This is a genomic window from Methylobacterium sp. WL116 (assembly GCF_008039455.1).
Classification (GTDB): Bacteria; Pseudomonadota; Alphaproteobacteria; order Rhizobiales; family Beijerinckiaceae; genus Methylobacterium.
Map to the genome: position 1 here is coordinate 1 of NZ_VRUV01000040.1, position 17,969 is coordinate 17,969.

Annotated in this window: 30 protein-coding genes and 1 pseudogene; 17 read left to right on the top strand and 14 right to left on the bottom strand. The window is 62.0% G+C overall.

Annotated features, from left to right (window positions below; all coding sequences use genetic code 11):
- Positions 1-495 precede the first annotated feature (495 nt).
- Positions 496-1,410 carry a PHB depolymerase family esterase gene (locus tag FV223_RS05855; protein ID WP_147725921.1) on the bottom strand — a complete coding sequence of 305 codons (915 nt, stop codon included), beginning with the start codon at positions 1,408-1,410 and terminating at the stop codon, positions 496-498.
- Positions 1,411-1,454: 44 nt separating this feature from the next.
- On the bottom strand, positions 1,455-1,799 hold the full coding sequence (locus tag FV223_RS05860) for a hypothetical protein (RefSeq protein WP_246689614.1): 345 nt from the start codon (positions 1,797-1,799) through the stop codon (positions 1,455-1,457).
- Between the two features lie 540 nt (positions 1,800-2,339).
- On the opposite strand from FV223_RS05860, the gene FV223_RS05865 reads away from it, so the two are divergent.
- Positions 2,340-3,410 carry an HWE histidine kinase domain-containing protein gene (locus FV223_RS05865; RefSeq protein WP_348644779.1) on the top strand — a complete coding sequence of 357 codons (1,071 nt, stop codon included), beginning with the start codon at positions 2,340-2,342 and terminating at the stop codon, positions 3,408-3,410.
- Positions 3,411-3,837: 427 nt separating this feature from the next.
- Positions 3,838-4,017 carry a hypothetical protein gene (locus FV223_RS31230; protein WP_147725923.1) on the top strand — a complete coding sequence of 60 codons (180 nt, stop codon included), beginning with the start codon at positions 3,838-3,840 and terminating at the stop codon, positions 4,015-4,017.
- A gap of 1,027 nt (positions 4,018-5,044) precedes the next feature.
- Here the strand turns inward: FV223_RS31230 and FV223_RS05875 are convergent.
- A complete protein-coding gene (locus tag FV223_RS05875; protein WP_187276072.1) occupies positions 5,045-5,503 on the bottom strand; it encodes a PilZ domain-containing protein in 459 nt (152 codons plus the stop codon).
- 507 nt (positions 5,504-6,010) lie between these two features.
- Positions 6,011-6,268 carry a hypothetical protein gene (locus tag FV223_RS05880; protein ID WP_246689615.1) on the bottom strand — a complete coding sequence of 86 codons (258 nt, stop codon included), beginning with the start codon at positions 6,266-6,268 and terminating at the stop codon, positions 6,011-6,013.
- 137 nt (positions 6,269-6,405) lie between these two features.
- Here FV223_RS05880 and FV223_RS32530 point away from each other — a divergent pair, with 137 nt between their 5' ends.
- Genes FV223_RS32530 through FV223_RS32540 form a run of 3 tightly spaced genes read left to right on the top strand, consistent with a single transcriptional unit; the run spans position 6,406 to position 7,686 of the window.
- Positions 6,406-6,678: a hypothetical protein gene (locus FV223_RS32530; RefSeq protein ID WP_348644780.1), complete on the top strand. Its 273-nt coding sequence runs from the start codon at positions 6,406-6,408 to the stop codon at positions 6,676-6,678.
- A gap of 30 nt (positions 6,679-6,708) precedes the next feature.
- Entirely contained in the window at positions 6,709-6,834 is a 126-nt protein-coding gene (locus FV223_RS32535; RefSeq protein ID WP_348644781.1) for a hypothetical protein, read from the top strand.
- A gap of 33 nt (positions 6,835-6,867) precedes the next feature.
- On the top strand, positions 6,868-7,686 hold the full coding sequence (locus tag FV223_RS32540; RefSeq protein ID WP_348644782.1) for a cation:proton antiporter: 819 nt from the start codon (positions 6,868-6,870) through the stop codon (positions 7,684-7,686).
- Positions 7,687-7,697: 11 nt separating this feature from the next.
- Here FV223_RS32540 and FV223_RS05890 read toward each other — a convergent pair whose 3' ends face one another.
- Positions 7,698-8,813 (bottom strand): potassium channel family protein, encoded by a 1,116-nt coding sequence (locus FV223_RS05890; RefSeq protein WP_147725925.1) that lies wholly within the window; start codon positions 8,811-8,813, stop codon positions 7,698-7,700.
- Positions 8,814-8,901: 88 nt separating this feature from the next.
- Complete coding sequence (locus tag FV223_RS31550; RefSeq protein ID WP_147725926.1) at positions 8,902-9,627, bottom strand: helix-turn-helix domain-containing protein; 726 nt, start codon at positions 9,625-9,627, stop codon at positions 8,902-8,904.
- Between the two features lie 410 nt (positions 9,628-10,037).
- Between FV223_RS31550 and FV223_RS05900 the strand changes: the two genes are divergently transcribed.
- Positions 10,038-10,319: a type II toxin-antitoxin system RelE/ParE family toxin gene (locus FV223_RS05900; RefSeq protein ID WP_147725927.1), complete on the top strand. Its 282-nt coding sequence runs from the start codon at positions 10,038-10,040 to the stop codon at positions 10,317-10,319.
- 77 nt (positions 10,320-10,396) lie between these two features.
- Positions 10,397-10,804 (top strand): HigA family addiction module antitoxin, encoded by a 408-nt coding sequence (locus FV223_RS05905; RefSeq protein WP_147725928.1) that lies wholly within the window; start codon positions 10,397-10,399, stop codon positions 10,802-10,804.
- On the opposite strand, the gene FV223_RS05910 is transcribed toward FV223_RS05905, so the two are convergent.
- Together FV223_RS05910 and FV223_RS05915 are read right to left on the bottom strand one after the other, a co-directional pair.
- On the bottom strand, positions 10,805-11,065 hold the full coding sequence (locus FV223_RS05910; RefSeq protein ID WP_147725929.1) for a hypothetical protein: 261 nt from the start codon (positions 11,063-11,065) through the stop codon (positions 10,805-10,807). It abuts the gene before it with no gap.
- 379 nt (positions 11,066-11,444) lie between these two features.
- Entirely contained in the window at positions 11,445-11,801 is a 357-nt protein-coding gene (locus tag FV223_RS05915) for a hypothetical protein (protein ID WP_147725930.1), read from the bottom strand.
- Between the two features lie 118 nt (positions 11,802-11,919).
- Here FV223_RS05915 and FV223_RS05920 point away from each other — a divergent pair, with 118 nt between their 5' ends.
- The 3 genes from FV223_RS05920 (at position 11,920) to FV223_RS05925 (ending at position 13,007) form a co-directional block, all read left to right on the top strand.
- Positions 11,920-12,192 (top strand): hypothetical protein, encoded by a 273-nt coding sequence (locus FV223_RS05920; protein WP_147725931.1) that lies wholly within the window; start codon positions 11,920-11,922, stop codon positions 12,190-12,192.
- 175 nt (positions 12,193-12,367) lie between these two features.
- Positions 12,368-12,535: a hypothetical protein gene (locus FV223_RS30135; RefSeq protein ID WP_187276073.1), complete on the top strand. Its 168-nt coding sequence runs from the start codon at positions 12,368-12,370 to the stop codon at positions 12,533-12,535.
- A gap of 178 nt (positions 12,536-12,713) precedes the next feature.
- Positions 12,714-13,007 (top strand): HU family DNA-binding protein, encoded by a 294-nt coding sequence (locus FV223_RS05925; protein ID WP_147725932.1) that lies wholly within the window; start codon positions 12,714-12,716, stop codon positions 13,005-13,007.
- A gap of 343 nt (positions 13,008-13,350) precedes the next feature.
- Here the strand turns inward: FV223_RS05925 and FV223_RS05935 are convergent, their stop codons facing one another.
- The 3 genes and pseudogenes from FV223_RS05935 to FV223_RS05945 form a co-directional block, all read right to left on the bottom strand.
- The gene (locus FV223_RS05935; protein WP_147725934.1) at positions 13,351-13,716 is read right to left on the bottom strand and encodes a hypothetical protein; all 366 of its coding nucleotides are present in this window, start codon (positions 13,714-13,716) and stop codon (positions 13,351-13,353) included.
- A 64-nt stretch (positions 13,717-13,780) separates the two neighbouring features.
- Positions 13,781-14,029, bottom strand: a pseudogene (locus FV223_RS05940) (hypothetical protein).
- 286 nt (positions 14,030-14,315) lie between these two features.
- On the bottom strand, positions 14,316-14,525 hold the full coding sequence (locus FV223_RS05945) for a cold-shock protein (RefSeq protein ID WP_147725935.1): 210 nt from the start codon (positions 14,523-14,525) through the stop codon (positions 14,316-14,318).
- A 124-nt stretch (positions 14,526-14,649) separates the two neighbouring features.
- On the opposite strand from FV223_RS05945, the gene FV223_RS05950 reads away from it, so the two are divergent.
- From FV223_RS05950 to FV223_RS05960, 3 genes are all read left to right on the top strand, one after another.
- Entirely contained in the window at positions 14,650-15,024 is a 375-nt protein-coding gene (locus FV223_RS05950; protein WP_187276075.1) for an HU family DNA-binding protein, read from the top strand.
- 205 nt (positions 15,025-15,229) lie between these two features.
- The gene (locus tag FV223_RS05955; RefSeq protein ID WP_147725937.1) at positions 15,230-15,412 is read left to right on the top strand and encodes a ribosome modulation factor; all 183 of its coding nucleotides are present in this window, start codon (positions 15,230-15,232) and stop codon (positions 15,410-15,412) included.
- A 34-nt stretch (positions 15,413-15,446) separates the two neighbouring features.
- Positions 15,447-15,635 (top strand): hypothetical protein, encoded by a 189-nt coding sequence (locus tag FV223_RS05960; RefSeq protein WP_147725938.1) that lies wholly within the window; start codon positions 15,447-15,449, stop codon positions 15,633-15,635.
- A 76-nt stretch (positions 15,636-15,711) separates the two neighbouring features.
- Here the strand turns inward: FV223_RS05960 and FV223_RS05965 are convergent, their stop codons facing one another.
- The 3 genes from FV223_RS05965 to FV223_RS05970 all read right to left on the bottom strand — a co-directional run bounded on the left by FV223_RS05965 (position 15,712) and on the right by FV223_RS05970 (position 16,553).
- Positions 15,712-15,930 (bottom strand): hypothetical protein, encoded by a 219-nt coding sequence (locus FV223_RS05965; RefSeq protein WP_147725939.1) that lies wholly within the window; start codon positions 15,928-15,930, stop codon positions 15,712-15,714.
- Positions 15,931-16,015: 85 nt separating this feature from the next.
- Positions 16,016-16,180, bottom strand: coding sequence for a hypothetical protein (locus FV223_RS30140; protein WP_187276074.1), 165 nt, complete (start codon positions 16,178-16,180; stop codon positions 16,016-16,018).
- A gap of 49 nt (positions 16,181-16,229) precedes the next feature.
- Entirely contained in the window at positions 16,230-16,553 is a 324-nt protein-coding gene (locus FV223_RS05970; RefSeq protein WP_147725940.1) for a hypothetical protein, read from the bottom strand.
- Positions 16,554-16,903: 350 nt separating this feature from the next.
- Between FV223_RS05970 and FV223_RS05980 the strand changes: the two genes are divergently transcribed.
- The 4 genes from FV223_RS05980 to FV223_RS05995 form a co-directional block, all read left to right on the top strand.
- Positions 16,904-17,224: a hypothetical protein gene (locus FV223_RS05980; RefSeq protein ID WP_147725942.1), complete on the top strand. Its 321-nt coding sequence runs from the start codon at positions 16,904-16,906 to the stop codon at positions 17,222-17,224.
- 10 nt (positions 17,225-17,234) lie between these two features.
- Positions 17,235-17,435, top strand: coding sequence for a hypothetical protein (locus FV223_RS05985; protein WP_147725943.1), 201 nt, complete (start codon positions 17,235-17,237; stop codon positions 17,433-17,435).
- Positions 17,435-17,665 carry a hypothetical protein gene (locus FV223_RS05990; RefSeq protein ID WP_147725944.1) on the top strand — a complete coding sequence of 77 codons (231 nt, stop codon included), beginning with the start codon at positions 17,435-17,437 and terminating at the stop codon, positions 17,663-17,665. The genes FV223_RS05985 and FV223_RS05990 overlap by 1 nt, the downstream gene beginning before the upstream one ends.
- On the top strand, positions 17,665-17,969 hold a 305-nt coding region (locus FV223_RS05995; protein ID WP_147725945.1), incomplete at its 3' end, for a penicillin-binding protein. The genes FV223_RS05990 and FV223_RS05995, both read left to right, overlap by 1 nt.

Genomic DNA, 17,969 nt, shown 5'->3' on the forward strand with positions numbered 1-17,969 from the left:
GCAAACATCCTGGGCCCCTCCCGAAAGAGAAGCCTCTCCACTGGCCGGCTTTTACCCCGGCCGCATCAGCACCCCGCCGACGCTCCAGTGGATGGTTTTGTCACCGCCCTACACAGCCGAAAAGGCCAAGCCAATTCAGCGACGCTGCCCCATCCCTCCTATATGTCCGTAAATCGGTCGGATCCCTGACACATCATTTAGGTTGCTATCGACCCTTCTCAGACCCTCGGAAGGTCCGCTTTGCCGCAGGTTGGCAGATGATGATCTTCGTCTAGGCCGGGTCGTTGGCGGCCCGTCTGTTTTTGGGGCAAGCATTGAGGGGAGCAGACGCCCCAGGGTTAAAGCTGTAGATCCCTGAGGGGGCTCCCAAGCCGACGCACGGTTTGGGTTCCGTCGAAGGAAGCAACGGTCTCAAGGCACGCAACTGGCAGAAGGTGTCTCTACGAATTCGCCTCGCCGATCTCTAGACGCGATCCCTTCGGAGGTAGGGGGCGATCAGTGTCGGTGCGATCCGCCGTCCATCGCGTGCGACAGGAAGAACCGCAGCATCTCGCGACTTGCATCTGGACCATTGGGATCGGTGTGGGAGCCTGATGGGTGACCGCCCGCCCATGCATGGCCGCCACCATGAAGCACCCATTGTTCCGACGACCAGGCTGAGTGCAGCTCAGTCAGGATCGTGCGGGTATAGGCCATCCCGCCTTCGGAGTGTCCCTGGTCGGTGGCGATGCTCACGTCCGCATCGGGCTTCACCTGAGCGATGACCTGATCACCGTTGACAGGGGAGACGGTCCTGTCGCGGTCACCATGAAACACGATAGTCGGCACGGGCTGGGTCGCCTGACATGGTCGAAACAAGGCGCCTCGACGCATCGCCATGAGGGCCGCCGACGTCGACTCAGCAGACCCGCACGCCAGTCCTGAGTGGATGCCGACCGCCGCATAGAGGTCAGGATAGGTCATCGCCATGACAGCCGCCGCCGCCCCGCCCGAGGAGAGGCCAGCGACGTAGACCCGGGTGGGATCGACGTCGAAATCGTCCATGACTTGGCGCGTCAGCCCAGCCAGGATGGATGGCTCGCCTAGGCCGCGCCTCTGGTCACCTTGCCGGAACCAGTTCCAGCTCTTGGCCATGTTGGCCGACCTTGGCTGGTCGGGGTAAGCGACGAGAAAGCCCTGCTCCTCCGCTAGCCCGTCCATCCTGGTGCCGATGGCAAAGTCGCGCGACGACTGCGAGCAACCATGTAGCATCACTACAAGCGGAAGGGGGCCGCTGCTGCGTCTCGGTGGCACGAACAGATCGTAGGCCCGGCTACCAGCCACGTTCCCGAACCGACGTGCCAGGGCGCGCGGACGGTCGATGGATTGCACCCGCGCGTTTGTGGAAGCGATCCCTAGGTGTCGGGGCATCACATACCTTCCTGAAGGGGACTGCCGACTGGCGTTGGTCCAGCCTACGGCAATGCGCCGATCATGCCCTTGGCTTCGCTCATCGTGTTCTCGCAGGCACGCTTATCGCCGCGGCGGTCTTCGTCGCCCGCCCGGACGATGAGAGTTCTAGCGATCGCGACGTGGTCGGCGGTCGAGACGGTGTCTGGATCGCTCGGGGCGTCGAGGCGCACACTGGTGACCCCGCGGGGAGACCCGGTGCGGACCGTATGGCCGTCCTGCAAGCCGGCGACCTCGATGGCGCCGGCACTGTCGAGGCGGCGCTCGATGGTGCCGATCTGCTCGGCGCAAGAGGACGCGAACGCAGGAAGCGGTGCGAGGGCGAGTAGGAAGATGGACAGGCTGGGCATGATGCGCATCGGAATGACCTTTGGTGAGGTAGCAGCATCGTGGCTACGCTCGGTGAGCGAATGAACCTGACGCCGTCCCTCACGCAGCGATGCGAGGGTAGCGGGTGATCAACGGTCGACATGAGAGTATGTTGCGACGCAACATCAAACGCGGGGCTGAGCCGCGTTTGATACGTGCTGGGCGTCCAGCAGCTCGACCACCCATCAAGAGCCTTTGCTTCCCGCTAAATGTCCGCTGCCAAGATCGGTGAAGATCCAATGCTATAACTAGGCTGGGTCGCTTTAAGTCGGTCCCTTTTTCGGTGCGCGAACAAGAATACGGATGTCGAGCGGACGGCGCAGCTTGGCCGGAGCCGAAACTGGATTGTTCGGGACGACGCTTATAAAAAACAGCGGTTCATCGCTCGACACTGAGATTGCTCGACATACGGCTGGCGGTTCGGGTCCAGCACGTACAAGACAGATGGCCGCGTCCATGTCCCTCAGTAGACTTGTGCGCAGCCCCATGCTCCGGTCCCGGACGTTCGCCGCGAACATCGCGTGCCATCTTTGATCCGCGATCCGACGGGCGAGCGTCAGGAAACTGTCATGCACGGCTCTCCATACTTCGACATCAACACGGCCCCTGACATCAGCGCAGCCTTCTTGAGGGCGGCGGTCGAGGCCACCGGTGAAGCCATCCTCGTCACATCGGTCGATCTCTCCGAACCCGGGCCGCTGATCGAATACGCTAATCCGGCCTTTACACGCATGACCGGGTATTCGCAGGCGGAAGTCCTCGGGCGCTCCCCGCGCTTCCTGCAAGGTCCGCTGACCGATCCCATCAGTCTCGCCAACATGAAGACGGCGCTTCTGGCGGGTGAGCCGTACCAAGGCGAGGCCCTGAACTACCGCAAGGATGGGACGACCTACGCGGTCGAATGGCTGATCACACCCGTTCTTGATGGGAGCGGGAAGATCGCACACTGGGTCTCGGCCCAGCGCGAGGTGACCGAGCGCAGAGAGGCGCTCGAACACCAGAAGTTCCTCGTGCGCGAACTTCACCACCGCGTGAAGAACACGCTGGCCATCGTGCAGGCCATCATGAGCTCGACGGCGCGCAGCAGCGTCACAACGCAGGAATTCCAGCATGCCTTCGGTGGGCGGATCGCGTCGCTGGCCAAGACGCACGCGCTGCTGACGGAGGACCGCTTCCAGTCTGTGCCGTTCCGGGACCTGCTCTGGGCCGAACTAGAGCCCTACGACGACGGCAGCCAAATCCGCATTCGTTTGGAGGGCCCTGACGTCGTCCTAGCCTCGGAATTCGCTGTGCCGGTCGGCATGGCGGTACATGAACTTACGACCAACGCAGCCAAGCATGGATCCCTGGCGGAATTTGGCGGTCGCATCGAGGTGACGTGGTCATTGGTCGAGACGGAGGCAGGTCCTCGGTTGACCTGGATCTGGAACGAGCATGATGGTCCGCCGGTCGCGCTTCCGACCCGCGAAGGGTTTGGATCCCGGCTGCTGAAGCGGGTCTTGTCTACTCAAGTGCGTGCTGAGGTGGACATCGACTATGACCCCGATGGCCTGCGCGTCACTGTGAACCTGCCGCTCTCATTGCCTTATTAAGCTTGATCCGTCGCGTACATCGAACTTCGATACTAAGGACGCGCCAGACGTCACGGTTGAATAGGTCCGCTTCCGCTCCTCGATGATCAGCGACGACAAGATCATTCGCTGCCCCTCTCCACGATCACGCGCAACCAGCATTCGGCTGACATCGTGGCTCCTAACGCTGTCGCGAAGGCGTAGGGCGACTGGGTCACCGATGTGGTGGACAGAGCCGTAATGCTCCACCGATAGGCGCCTGGCTGTTGCTCGCTCGGGAACACCGAGATCACATGGTCGCGTTTCGTAACGGTTGTCATGCCTGCGTCATGCCACGCGGGTGCGCGCCCATTGTGGCCGGGGCAACTTCGGTAGGATTTCGAACTGACCTACTACCCGGCTCGCAACGCCATGTTGTCGAGGAAGGCACGCCTCGCTACAGCGCGCCATGGACAAGCTCGAAGCCCTCCTAGACCGTCTCAAGGCCCATCAGCGGGCAATGATCCTAGCCGCCGCCGAACATGACACGTTGCCGGCCGCGAGCGTCCTGAGGCAGATCGCGGAGCTTGAGAACGCTATTGCGGCGGTGGAGGCAGTAGCGGATGAGGAACGGACTCGGCGGAGGTAAGTGTGCCCAAAGCGAGCCCTCCCTCATAAGCAGAGCAGCACCCCGAGCATCATGACCTGTAAAGCCAGCAGGAAGCTGATCAGTATTTTCGCATCGCGATCATGGATGATCTGAGCCAGCCGCTCAGCCTCAGTCTGCATCAGACCTGGCCCTCGCGCGACCTGTGTAGGCGAGCATAAGGTGCCCGGCGGGGTTCCACACCATTGCGATGCGCCGCTTGCTGGATCTGTGCGCGTCCACTTCGTAAGCCGCGATTGTGACAGCCTCGATTTCGCTGTCGGCTTCGTAGAGCAAAGTTTTCCCGCTGGGTGTGCCGGCTGAACCTATCTGCTGCACCCTGACACTGTAAGCCATCGCGTGCCCTCCAGCATTTGGCGCCCGCGCCAGCCGATCGGGGGAAAATTCCGCCGGCGCGGGCGTTGCCGAAGTTGCCGACCGGCAGCGACGACGACAGAACGTCGCATAAGCTGATAGTTCAGAAAACATCAAAAGCTGGAACAGAGACAGAAATATAGGTAACAATTTTTATTTAGTAGATTATTCTGGAATTACTCCATCATATGATAAGACGTCTATTCTCAGGATTTGCCTCATAGAGTCGTTGCGACGGCTTTGCTCAGGTCGTTTCGATCGCTCACGGGTTTATGACCTGAGATCACCCGCTGTGCGTCTCCTCCTGAACCAACTCCGCCCCGCCGCCAGTCTGGTGCGCGGGGCGATTTGCGTGCGTGGTTCTGCCTCCCGGCAGGTACGCGTAGGATCGGGGACGCCGCCGCGCGTGATGCTGCATTGAAGCGGATTTTGAAGCCGAAGACCCCGGCCGCTCCGAGGTAGGCGCTCACGACCCGACGTCGTGCGCACACGGGCTGACAGGGCAAGAGTCAAGCTGCAAGGATCTGGCACCTGCGCCAGCTCAACCTGTCAGCCGCTGACTAGAAGTAACGGGGGAGTACCAGGGGTTGGGTGCCAGCAGCTGACGTTCTCAGGATGAAAAAAAAGGAGGCGCCTCCTTCATTCCAGAGCGCGGCTAAAGACCTGCTGATAGTCTTTTTGGTGTAGGCTTCTCATCAATATAAATGGATTGCCGCTCTATCGTGCCTCGACACTCAATCAGGCTCATAAGAGCAGTAGTGGTCTTTTCCAAACGAATTTTTGTAATGGTAAATTTATTATCTAGATCTGGGCATAGTGCCTCAAACAATAATTCTTCTTTGAATGCGTGCTCTTTAAGAATTTCCTCGACTTCATGACGAACGGGATCAAGAAACTCTACACCAAACCCGTTATACTCCACGCGGGCGATACGGCAAGCACGTGGCAAAGTACTACCACCTATAGAAAGATCAAAGCTAGCGGGTATAGTTCGATCTCTGTTAGGTTGAACAAACGCGCCCAAAGATGATATATCGGTAATTGTGCAGCGAATTGGATCAATAAATTGCGGAGAGAATATACGGCCATCTAACGAGCAGGATTGTCGCTGCACTCGTCTTCTTTCCGGCATATCAAATCTCCTATGCAGTTTTCACCTATATACCCCCCGAGCAATGCTGATATTAAAAAGTTAATATGCCCTTAATGATAGTCTTATCATTTTATAGTAATTCGTCAGATTTGCGCATGAGATAGTATTGCGAAAGAAGATATACCTCTTTTACAAGTTACGTAAAAATCGGTGTCTTGTACCTCCCTAAGCGAGATTTTTCCCATGCAGCCGGCAAATCCTTCCGATCCGCTGCATTGTCCGCTTCTTCACACAGCAGAGCCGCCACCTCTTCAAGGCTTTAAGCGGGCCATAAGCCGGCGCCGGCGGTTCCTGTTCCCCGCTGCATCGACCTTCACGCGACCACCCGGCCCGAGGCGTCACGGACACGATGCAGGGAACTGGCCCACACCGGCCTGTCATCACGTGCTCTCTGTGCCGAGCTACCTGTCGGCGTTCGCGACCGCCGCCGGCGCGCAAGCGTTGAGAGGTCTGGCGTGTATCAGATCATCAGCCACTTCGCAGCATGAGGTCCGGTCGTCGCTCAGCTTCAGCTCGCCACGCATCGAGTTCGGCTTGCGCCTTGGCCAACTCCGCCTGCACCTCCTCAAGCCGAGCGTGCATCTCCCCGGCATCGACCGCGGTCTCGACCAGGAGTTCTTGCGCCTCAGCGAGCTGGGCTCGTAGCTCGGCGTTCTCGGTCGCGAGCGCCAGGATCAGGGTCGTGGGTTCACCGCTCATGGCCATCGCTAACACCAGCTTGGCCATTCGTCTTCGGCTTTTGATGGAACGAAGGCTGGCGCCGTCGTAAACCCACCATCCGCTCGGGTAGATCTATCGATGGTACCGGCCTCGTAGGAACCGAGGGGCAGGAACAGAGATGGTTGGGCCGGGTTCGCCATTCAATGGAAACCTACGTCCTCGTCGTCGCCGGGTTCGGTGCCCTGGTCCTGCTGACGGCGTGGCTGCCGATGGTGCTGCGAGCGCTACCGCTCTCGCTGCCTATCTGCTGCGTCGGTGTCGGTGCTGCCTTGTCAATCGTTCCGTCCCTCTCTGGGTTGGCACCACATCCGGGGGAGCACCTCAAGCTGGTCGAGCACGCGACCGAGGCGGTGGTCGTCATTTCCCTGATGGGTGCCGGTCTCAAGATCGACCGACTGATCGGGTGGAAGCGTTAGGCAACAACGTGGCGGCTCCTCGGTCTTGCCATGCCGCTCACCATCATCACCCTGGCTGCGCTTGCCTTCGCGCTCCTCGGGCTTGGGATTGCCTCCGCCTTGCTGCTCGGTGCGTCACTTGCCCCGACCGATCCAGTGCTCGCCTCCGATGTTTAGGTCGGACATCCCTCCGAGGGACAGGAGGACGAGATGCGCTTCGCCCTCACGTCCGAAGCTGGCCTCAACGACGGCCTCGCCTTCCCCTTCATCAACCTCGCCATCGCCCTGACCGGCGGCGGCGTCGCCGGACTGTCCCTCTCGCATTGGATTGCCATCGACGTCCTCTGGAAGGTCGCCGTCGGGGCGATCCTAGGGGCCTTTGTCGGTCGGGGTCTTGGCTGGCTGACCTTCCACCTGCCCAACGTCTCGAAGCTGTCGCGCACCGGCGACGGGTTCGTGGCGCTTGGCGTCACCTGCCTCGCCTACGGCATCGTCCAAGCCGTGGACGGATACGGTTTCGTCGGGGTGTTCGCTGCGGCCCTGGCGCTGCGCTCCTCCAGCCGCGGGCACGACTACTATCGCAAGATGCACGACTACGCCGAGGAACTCGAACGCTTCCTGATGATGGTCCTACTCGTCGGGTTCGGTTTCGCGCTTTCAGGCGGCGGCCTGCTCGCCGGGCTGACGTGGCCTGCTGCAGCATTCGTGGCGTTGGCCCTGCTCGTCGTTCGCCCGCTATCGGGGTGGATCGGCTTGGCCGGATCGGGCCTGCCTACCGACGAGAAGGCGGTGATCGCCTTCTTCGGCATCCGCGGGCTCGGGACGGTGTACTACCTTGCCTACGCCTTCGGTCATGCGCCGTTTGAGGCGCCTGACCTGCTCTGGGCCACGGTTGACCTCGCCGTGCTGGTGTCCATCGTCATGCACGGGATCACCGTCACACCAATTCTCCGCTTCCTCGACCATCGCAGCGGACGCGACACCGAGAGTGGCCAGCTTGAAATCCCCCTGGAGCCGCGGATCCTCTGATCGATAGGTCCTCACGCCTTCGTTCGAGCAAGGCGGGTGTCGAGCAGGTTCCGGAGTGCGGCATTAGTGGGCCGCTGTGTCTCGTCGACCAGCACGAACAAGGCTTCAGCGGTAACCACGGCATGCGGTGGCGGATTGCTGTGAGGCTGTCCCTGAGCATCGGCGTATCCGACCGGTGTCCCATAGTTCGCTTCGAGCACGGTCGAGACCACGTCGGACCATGCCATCCCTTGCAGCGTGACGTCGAAGCGCAGGCACTCGTCGCCCTCGCTGGAGAACAGGCGTTCGACGATCCACTCCGTCCCCGGTGCAACGATGGCGCGGACGATCATCTCCGGGTAGCCGCGTAGCGGCCGGACAATGGCGGAGGCACCCGCTCGCTTCAGTCGATCACGGTTCAGATCGTCCACGCATTCGGCGACGATCCGCGCCGTAATCCCCCGCTCGCGCAGGCGATGAATGATATCGAAGGTGCGACTATCCGAAAGTCGGTCGCCTTCCTGCTCGGCCAGGATGACCAACACCTGTGCATGATCGACGCCCGCGGCCTCCAGCGCGGCAGGATCGTCGAAGCGTCCCTTGAGCTGGACGATGCGCGGGTCGTCTTCGAGGTCCGGCGGCAGACCGTCGGGGAAGGCCTCGGTCAGGATCAGCGAGGATACGTTGGCAAAATTGGCGTGCGAGCGATGCAGCTGGTTGAGGAGACGGCGTAGGTAGTCGCCGGGCTCGTCGGCGGGCGCATTCACGAAGACGATGTGGTCGCGCATATCCCACCTCCACTCGCCCCGGCGCTTGCGCTCGCGCCGCAGGATCCTGAACTCGAAGAAGGCACCGCCTGCCTGGGTGAGCAGGAAGATGCCCGAGAGGTAGATCAGCACGATGGTGGAGGCGCGCCCGGCCAAGGTTTTGGCAGACAGATCACCATAGCCGGTGGTGGTGATCGTGGTGAAGGTCAGCCATACCGCCTCACCGAGATCGAGACCCTCGAAGGCTACCATCGCCGCAGCGTGCAGGCCGATGAGGATCAGCAAACCGACGAGTGCGAAGCGGATCCGGTTGCGCAGGTCCCGTACGACGCTGCGGCGGAACCGCAGAGGGCTGGTCTGAGACCGAAGCGGACGCGCCATCAGATTGGCTGCCTTCGATCTCGCACCAACAGTCCGATCTCAACCCGTTGTTCGCCAAATCGACCGCCGCTAGTTGGCTTCGGACATCTCATGCTCGGACACGTCCTTGTCGCATGCCCGGTGAGGCTCTGACAGCAATGTCACCCTCTACCATTCGACAGCCCTTATGCGGCCTCCAACCCTCTGAATTCACAGGGTAGGAAACAGGAGTATTCGTGCCCTGTCCGGTTTGAAACCCACCCCCTGGTCGATCCTGTCGGCGGGCCAGCCGCAGCCAAGCCTTCCATTCATGCGACACGATGCAGACCACGTTGGTATCGTTGCGGAAACGGGCCAGCCGCCGTTCCTCGACTGTCACCAGTCCATGTAGTTTGGCCTCGCGGACCGCGCGTTGAACCGTTGACGGCGACACACCAGCGAGAGCGGCCACAGCACCGACGGACAGGGCACATGTCCCGCGTTTGGCGACCTCAGCCGCGACGACGGCAAGCACCGCTTGTTCGGCCAGAGTGAACCGTGCCGCAATAGCTGGAGAAAGCCGCCCAGCGGCCGCCCAGCGGCGACGGCGCTCCATCGAGGCATCCGTGCGCGGCCGAGAGCCTACGGGGCTCCTGGGGGCTCCGTTGGGACGCTGGGACAAGGTCGTGGGACGCTCAGACAACTGCCGCGCCTCAATCAACCCGGACAGCGCCTCAGCCTCAGTCTCGGACAGGTGCCCCTCTCCGAACGCCTTCCACAACGCAACTGTGACGGCCGGCAACGCGGCGCGTGGAGCTGCCTCCGCTTGCCGGCGGATCTCGTAGGCATAGTCCATCGTTCACGGTCCCTCACGGGCCGCGGTCCAGGGTCCAGGCAAAGCCTTCCCGTTGACGGAAATACGTTCCGTCTTGACTCCCGAGGGGGAGATATGGCTTGTGAGGAGCATCGTCTGCGGCCTCACAAGGCCTCTGGGTTTTCAGCAGCCTCTTCCTTGCCGGGAAGGGGCTGTTGGCTTTTCAGGGTCTATCTCGCGGCTTCGATCTCCTGATGCCGGCTCACGACTCGCCACGGGGCGCGCCATAACCGGACATGGCATGTCGGCCGGGCGGGACTGCCGAGTCAACGACACCCCCTAGCCAGCGCGGAACATCTCTCCATCGCATGCGTCAACGAGTGGTACAAGCCACTTGACATTCACGTTGCATCAACTGATACATGTATCAATGGCTGCAACAAGGAAGTGCGATGATCCAAGGCTTCCACGATAGGCTGACCGAGGACGTGTACCGAGGCCGATGCCCAAAGGGCTTCCCGCCGGACCTATTCCGAAGGGTTCGGGCTAAGCTCGGTGAGTTGGATGCGGCTGTCCAACTTAGCGATTTGGCGATGCCACCGGGCAACGGTCTGCATGCGCTCTCGAAAGACCGGGCGGGACAACATGCTATCGCCGTCAATAAGCAGTTTCGGTTATGCTTCGTGTGGACGCCACCGGGACCTGATCGAGTTGAGTTCACCGATTACCATTGAGGGCGGTTCGCCACCCCGACTCATCGCTGCTGGTACTTCGCTTGCTCGTGCCGCTCTGAAGTATGGGATGCCTACAGATGACCGATTTTGCCCGAACCGCTGATGACCTCACGAACGTCGAGGATCTGCGTCGGCTGCACGATAGCACCACGGAGTTTGAGGTTCTGCCGCCTCTCCATCCAGGTGAGATCCTGCGCGAGTCGTTCATGGAGCCACTGAGCTTGTCGGCGGGTGCCGTGGCGAAGGCGCTTGATCTTCCGCGGTCGCGTATAGAGCGCATCGCGCGTGAAGAGATCGGCATCAGCACGGACACCGCTTTAAGGCTCGCTCGCTATTTCGGCACCACCCATCAGTTTTGGCTAAATCTGCAAACTCGCTTCGAGAGCGAGGTGCTGATGTCCGAAATTGGGTCCGAGCTTGATCAGATTGCCCCAATCGCGCGATCCGACATGCCCGTAAGTGCACTCGGACATCCACGCCCGTAGCTATGCAGGGACTACACGGACTGGCCCTCGATCTGAGGCCAATTTGCGGAGCAACATTTCCATGAGCGTTTGCCCGGCAAAAATAGAAACTACTTTCGCCAGCACGTCGTATGTGCCTTCCGAGCAGTCTTCCAAGACCACAAATAGCCCGTTATCGCTGCCAAGTTCATGCAGGTCTTGGCTTTCATATGTAGAGCGAGAGATCTCTGTGAGCCACAGCGTGCGCTGATTATCTACAGGGACAGAAAGTCCGTCATCCATGTCTTCGTCTCCCGCTCTCCATCCCTCGGTTCGCGAACGCCGCGACCCGCGCATGTCTGCCACAGCTCTCGCCGAGTACCTTATCCTTCGGCCGGACGGTCAAGAAACCATCCTGCACGACTCTCGGTTCTCACGGCCGCCGATGGTGACCGCAAACGGTGACGCCCTGAAGGCTCTGACAGCGTACAACTGCGACCCCCGCCGGGATAAGGCTACGCTTGATCAGGTAAAGAGTGCCCTTCTGCGGAAGGCGGCCGATGCAGATATCAGGCCCCGCCAGCAGGACGAAGCACGACGCTGTATCGAAGCAATTGAGATGTTTGAGCGGAACGAGAATGCCATCGGCATACGTGGCCTGCCCATACAGCCGTGCCCACGGCTAGACCCGCTCACAGTTGCGGGGGTCTCTGTCTCGATCAAGCCCCACTTCCTGGTGAGGGGTGACGCAGGCCGCGTCGGGGCTGGCATCATTCGAGTTGCAAAGGCGCCAGATCCAACTGCTTGCCGCCTCGACACCACGCGAGAGCGTCGGGGCGAACATCGCCGTGAGATGGGCCGCTACATGGCTGCAATGCTGTACATGTTGCTCGAAGCGCAGGGCGATGCACTCGGCACACCTGATCGAGACCTCTGCTTCGTGGCGGATGTTCGCCTCGGCGAACGGCTCGATGTAGCTCCCGATCATACCTTGCGGGTGCGCGCCGTTCGCGGCGCGTGCGCTCAGATTGCCCGTCACTGGCCACTCATTCAGCCGCGAAACAGCGTACTCTACCGCGGGGAATAGGCGAGGCGGCGTGTATCCGGACATGGCATGCCGGCCGGCAGGCACGGTTAAGTCAACGGGACGGGCCGACATGAGCGAACGCGTAACGGACCCAGCCTACTGGATCACCGCGAATGGCCTAGACGATCCCGAGATGGCGGGCCTCGTCCTGACCGCTCTGGTCTCGCCGGGAGACTGGGGTGTCGTCACGGTCCGCAAGGAAGACGGCGGCAAGCTCATCACCGGACCTGTAAGCTCGCTGTTCATCACCGGCGATGAGGCGGAGATGGAGTTCTCCTTGCTGCTCAGCGAGTACGCCGAGCGGCCAAGGGCGACGAAGCTTAATGGGCACAGATCGATCTAGGGTGAAGCCGCCAAACCAACTTCAAGGCAACCTCCCCTCGGTCGCTTTTGATAACTAGATGTTATCGGTGGTGACACCGTAGCGTTGAGGTTGCCCTGACGGGGCACGCCTGGCCACGTCGCGAGAGGATCAACCTCGGACTTCAGATCGTTGCTTCCCATACCAGGGAGCAGACATGTCCGAGACCGAACGCGAATTCATGGCACGCATGAGGGCACCTGCCTTGAAGCTGGTGCTCCCCGCCCCGCGTGACATCACTCGCTTCCAGCGCATCGAGAGCGAGAAGCGGTGGGATCGGGTGTTCAAGAAAATGGTGGACCACCCGCCCGTCGATACGCCCTAGCATAAGATAATCGGATCGATGTCCGTTCCCATGATGGTACTGCGCTCGCACAGGGCATCGGCCAACCGCTCGATGTCGGCACGGTGCCGGCGAACCAGGGCGCGAGCTGCCGATTAAGGCAACGGTAGGCGCTACGGCGAGGCTTGCCACGCGGCGCTGGCCCCTTCACCCCAGCACCATGATCCGGTCCGACCTCGTCCTACGCCTTGCCGCCCAGAACTCGCACCTCCGCGAGCGCGACTGCGAGGCGGTCGTCGATGCCATCATCGGACGCATCTCGGATGCGCTGGTGGCTGGCGATCGGGTGGAAATCCGCGGGTTCGGGTCGTTCGCAGTGAAGGAACAGCCAGTCCGACAGGGGCACAACCCGAGAATAGGGGCCCGGATCGTGGTGCCGGCTAAGACGGTGCTTGCCTTCAAAGCCGGCAAGGAGATGCGGGATCGGCTAAACCCCGAGGTAGACCTACGCTGAGACAGCGTTTCAGTGACTGCGCGCTGCGGGCCCGTTGGCAGCGATCCAGTCGGGCGAGAGGACGTGGCCTTCCTCCGTCACGATCCATGGCAGCGCTTTCGGATCTCGTAGCGCAGCGACCGCAACCGTCAGGGCTTCGCGGAGCGTTCGAAACTCATGTCCCTCCTGCCTACGGGGAGACATACCCCGCGGCCAGATCGTCAGATCGGCGGGCTTGTCCAGGTCGCTGAGCGTCATGCGATCAGCCTGCTTCGGTGGGAGAGACGCGCCTCGATACCGGAGCCCTATGGCTTCGGTTGGACGGTCGTGTTTCGGGTTTTTGGCCGTGTCGGATGGGAGAGCCCTAAGCCCGCGCGCCTACCCGGTGCGACCCGCCCAGGCTGATCCCTTTCGACGAGACCGAGCGCATCCCGAACGACGCTGCAGCGTAGGGCTTGCGCGATAGGTCGTGGAGCGCATCTCCGACGAGGCCTGGCGCTCCTTGTAGAGCACGCCTTTCGCAAGTCGCAGCGATGCGGATGCCGAGTTCGTGGGTGTGGCTGCGGCCGTAGAGGTAGACCGCCAGCCGGGCGCGGGTGGCCTCGGGGATACCTTCCAACAGGCTGGGCAGCGTCTCGGCTTCAGCGCCCATGAACCGCCCCAGCACCTCTATGGCGACCGGGCAGTCCGCAGCGGGATCATCGGCGCTGATCGGGTACGCTCGGTTCACGACGGCACCTGCTGGTTGGATGAGAGCACGGTGGTGCCAAGTGGTTAACGAGAGGTGTCGAGTTTCAGGCAGCTGACAGCCGCTTCGTGTTGGCCGCGACATGTTCGCGGTACCGCGCGAGGACGACCTCGGGGGAGCTACCCACCATCAGCGTACCGGCGGCCTCGATGCTCGCCTGGATCTTCTCGACCACCATCGACTGCATCTCGGCTTAGCCTTCACGGCCGCCCCAGGCGAGGCGCACGAGGCGAAGCTCAATGACCTTCTGAGACTCGAAGGCGAGCATCATCGACGAGAGGAAGGGATTGTACACGGCACGCTGCGCGCCGCGGCAGGTGCGGTCTGGCATCAACGTGCCTGAGGGTGGCAAAGGTCCAGGGGCTACAGAAGCCTAAAAAGCAAACGGCCACGGGTGCCAGGATGGAGTGCGCGTACATCCGGCGTCACCCTGCCCCGGCATCGTGGCCGCATCCGATCAGGCGACAAGATCGCGACCGGCGTATCCCTGAAATGGGATCGGTATGGTTAACGATCAATGAAGCGGGCAGCGGCGTGCTCCGCGTCGTACCGTCAAACTGTACCTGTCAGTTGAGCTACGATCAGGCCGACTGCAGATTGCTGGCAGACAGCTTGCCGCTACGCTTGTCGGTCTCTTCCTCGTAGGAGACCTTCTGACCCTCGATCAGGTTGCGCATGCCGGCGCGCTCGACGGCGGAGATGTGGACGAACACGTCCTTGCCGCCGTCATCCGGCTGGATGAAGCCGTAGCCCTTGGTCTCGTTGAACCACTTCACTGTGCCGATGCTCATAGGAAGTTCCCAGACGTCTCAAGCGTGCCAACGCGGCGCGCTTACACGCGAAACGGCTGGTTCCGACGCGCCGTTCCCGATGACGAAGCCTGCCGCGGCGATAGACGAACTCGCGTCTGCGAGTATGGCATCAACCCCTGAGATTTTAGGCGGGGGGTTGCCGATAAGCGCTTCATGCTCTCACTCGCATACCATGATCCAGTCCGACCTCGTCCGCCGCATCGCAGAGCTGAACCCGCATCTCTACGAAAAGGATCGCAGGGCTCTGGTGACCGCCATCGTCAGCTGCATTACGACCGCGCTGGTAGCGGGCGACCGGGTAGAGATACGAAACTTTGGATCGTTCGCGGTGAGGGCGCAGCGAGCGCGGGATAGGCGCAATCCCAAAACAGGAGCGCTCGTCTCAGTACCGGCAAAAGTCGCGGTGGTCTTCAGAACCGGTAGGGGGCTCCAGAAATCGCTCAACCAGCAGGCAAAGCGGACCCGTCCCCCGATCTGATCACAGGGTGACGGGTGCATCGTTCATCTCACCAGCGAACCGGTCCTGAGCCCGGCTTGGGGGCAAGATGCCCTCAAGCAGTTATCGCGGCGTCAACGATACACCACCGGTCAGTCCCAAGACACGTTACCCGCTTCTTATGCCGCAGGATCGTGTTCGTTTCGGCGTGGTTACACCTGCAGATCTTCAGCGCGGAGTCACCGCCATGGCCCAGACCCGGCATCTGAATTCTCATTTTGACCCTGTCGAAGAGGGCGCGCAGGCTCGTATCCATGGCAGGCCGAAGGATGCTTGTCCCTATCCTCACAATAGCGAAGAGCGCGCTTCATGGATGGAAGGTTACGACGGCACGCCCCGCGATAATGCCCCAGATTGGCATCTGGGATGAGCGCGTTGGCTATCGTCAAAAAGCTTGAATAATCATGATTTTAGAAGCACAGGCCGCGCAGCATCATGATGCGATTGCAGGTAGAGCACTGCTGACGGCCAAGTTGATGCACTTGTCCCCCGCCGAGCGCAAAGCATTCCATACGGCAGTCCGTACTTGCTACGTGTCAGGCGCACTGGCAGCGGCTAATGAAAATCAGGAGATTGATCGAGCCGTGATGTGAAGCCACTTGTGTTGGTTAGATCTGGACGGTGGCCAGCGTTGGATCACGATCAAGAGCCAGCGGAACGAATTGTCGGTCAAAGTGCGTCGTCACCGGTATGGTCGTGCAGCGCGATGCGACCCGCATCAGTGATTGCCCACTCCCTCGATCCGTCCGCGGAACTGGCCCCGATCGGCTCGATGAAACCCTTCTTCAGCAGCCCAGGGATTTCCTGATCTCCCTTGCCATAGCGGCGCGGTCTGCATGCCAACAGCCTGAGCCGCTGGTGCTGGCTCGGACGCAGCTTACCCTTCATCCCGTCTAACCCTCACGGCGCCTTCCGCTCCCGAAACCGAATGCCGGCCCCTCCCCCGTTCTCGGGATGAATTCGAAGCCAGCAGTCATGATCGACAGTCCGCAGCTGCGACGACCATCATCGCCGACAGAGCGGCGAAGGCACAGTCCTCAAAGGCGTACTCCAGCCCAGCAGCCTCAAGCAGCCAATTGGCTGTGACGAGTACGACAGCCACTGCAATCGCTAGCAGCCGGCCCTTGATGAGGTTCATTCGCGCTACGCTATCGAACGGAATGGAACGACATAGCGGGCGGGATCTATCACGACTTCGGCGCGCCCTTACGGAAGCCGGCGAAGAAGCGGGACAGGCCGTCGAGGTCAGCGTTCGGTAGTGCCAATTCGGGTTCAGGCTCCACCGCCGCAGCATCAGCGTCGGGCACCAGACCATGCAGCGCCTGCGTCAGAAGGGGCGGCCAATCCACGCCATAGTCATGCATCAGTCCGGCGGCTTTCGCGAGCGCACCTGCTTGGTCGGTGGGGACCGGGCGGCCTGCGATCTGTGCGTCAAGAACGCGATCAGCGAGGGCCGTAGCGAGGCGCCGAACCTCAGATAGCCGTTCGGGGGAGATGACGCTGGCGCTCATGATTGAGCTTTCCGCTCCCGAAACCGAATGCCAGCGCCCCCGCCGTTCTCGGGGATGAACTCTAGGCCGGCGGATTGGAACGCCTCCTCGATTGCGTGAAGGGTAGCGGTCTTCGTGGACATCAGCGGCCCGTCCATCCGCTCAAGCCGCTTGATCGTCTCTATCGAGACGCCAGCCCGCTCTGCCACGGTGGACTGATCCCAGCGGAGGAACCCCCGTGCGGCCCGTAGCTGCTCGGCTGTCAACATTTTTGCTCCTGAAGGGTCTTGCATTACCCCTGAGGTGGTTACACCCCATGGCTCGCCTATTACACATGAGGTGTAACACGAGACGCCGCAAGGTTCAAACCGATGCGCTACGCCAACCTCATCCCCGCCTCGCACATCGCCCGCAGCGCCGACCCGCGCCTGACCGCCGACGCCCGCCGCGCCGTCATCACCGCGAAGGCCGCCGTCGTCTCCGCCACCGAGAGCGCCAAGCGCTTTGCTCGCACCGAGGCACTGGTGAACCGGGACGGCACGTTCAACCGCTCCAGCATCATGCGCGCCGCGATCCGCTCGGCGCAGGCCCGTATGGAAGTGACCGGCGACGCCTGGGGCGTGTGCATAAGCTTCGCCCTCAAGGGCGCCTGGGCCGCCGCCAAGTCCTCCCGTCCCTACCGCGCGCACTGAGGTCGGACCGATGGCCACCGACCTGATCCGTTCTCCCGCCGTCCGCCTGCTGCACGCTCGGCAGGATCACGCGACCTGCCTCCGCCTCGCGGCCTCCTACCGGCAGCGCATCGCGGCCGGCGAGACCGATCAGCGCGAGGCCCACGCCTGGGCGCTCGGCAACGCCCGCCGCTGGCGCTTCGTCGCCGCCGAACTGAGCGGGGTCCGCTGATGCTGCTCGCCCTCGCGGCCTTCGGGGTCGCCGGTATCGCTACCGGCTCCGCCTTCCTCGCCTCCTACGCTGCCGAGAACGGCTTGCCGTTCGATCTGCCAACGCTGGCCCTGCCCCGGTTCGCCCTGCCGTCCTTCGCCGCCCCGACACCGCCCGGCCCGACGTGGTGCGAGGCGACCCGTCGTTGGCGCGATCCCGTCACCCGCGCGTTCGTGAAGGCGCCCTGCTGATGGCCGCCAACCTCTCCCGCCGTGGCGTCCTCGGCGCCTTCCTCGTCCTCGTGTCCTCGCGGGTGCCTGTCATGGCCTCCGACCGTGTTCTGCTTGCGATCCGCTGGGCCGAGAAAGCCGACGCCGCCTATACCGCCTCGGGCCGTGTCTCGGCGGATCTCGCTGACGCCGGCCTGCCGATGCCCGCCGGCTGGCGCGCTTACCGGGCTTCCCTGGCCCATGTCCGCCGGCTGGCCCGCCTCGACCTCTACGCCCTGACGCCGACTACGCCCGAGACTGCCGCGGCGCTGGCCGCCTACCACAC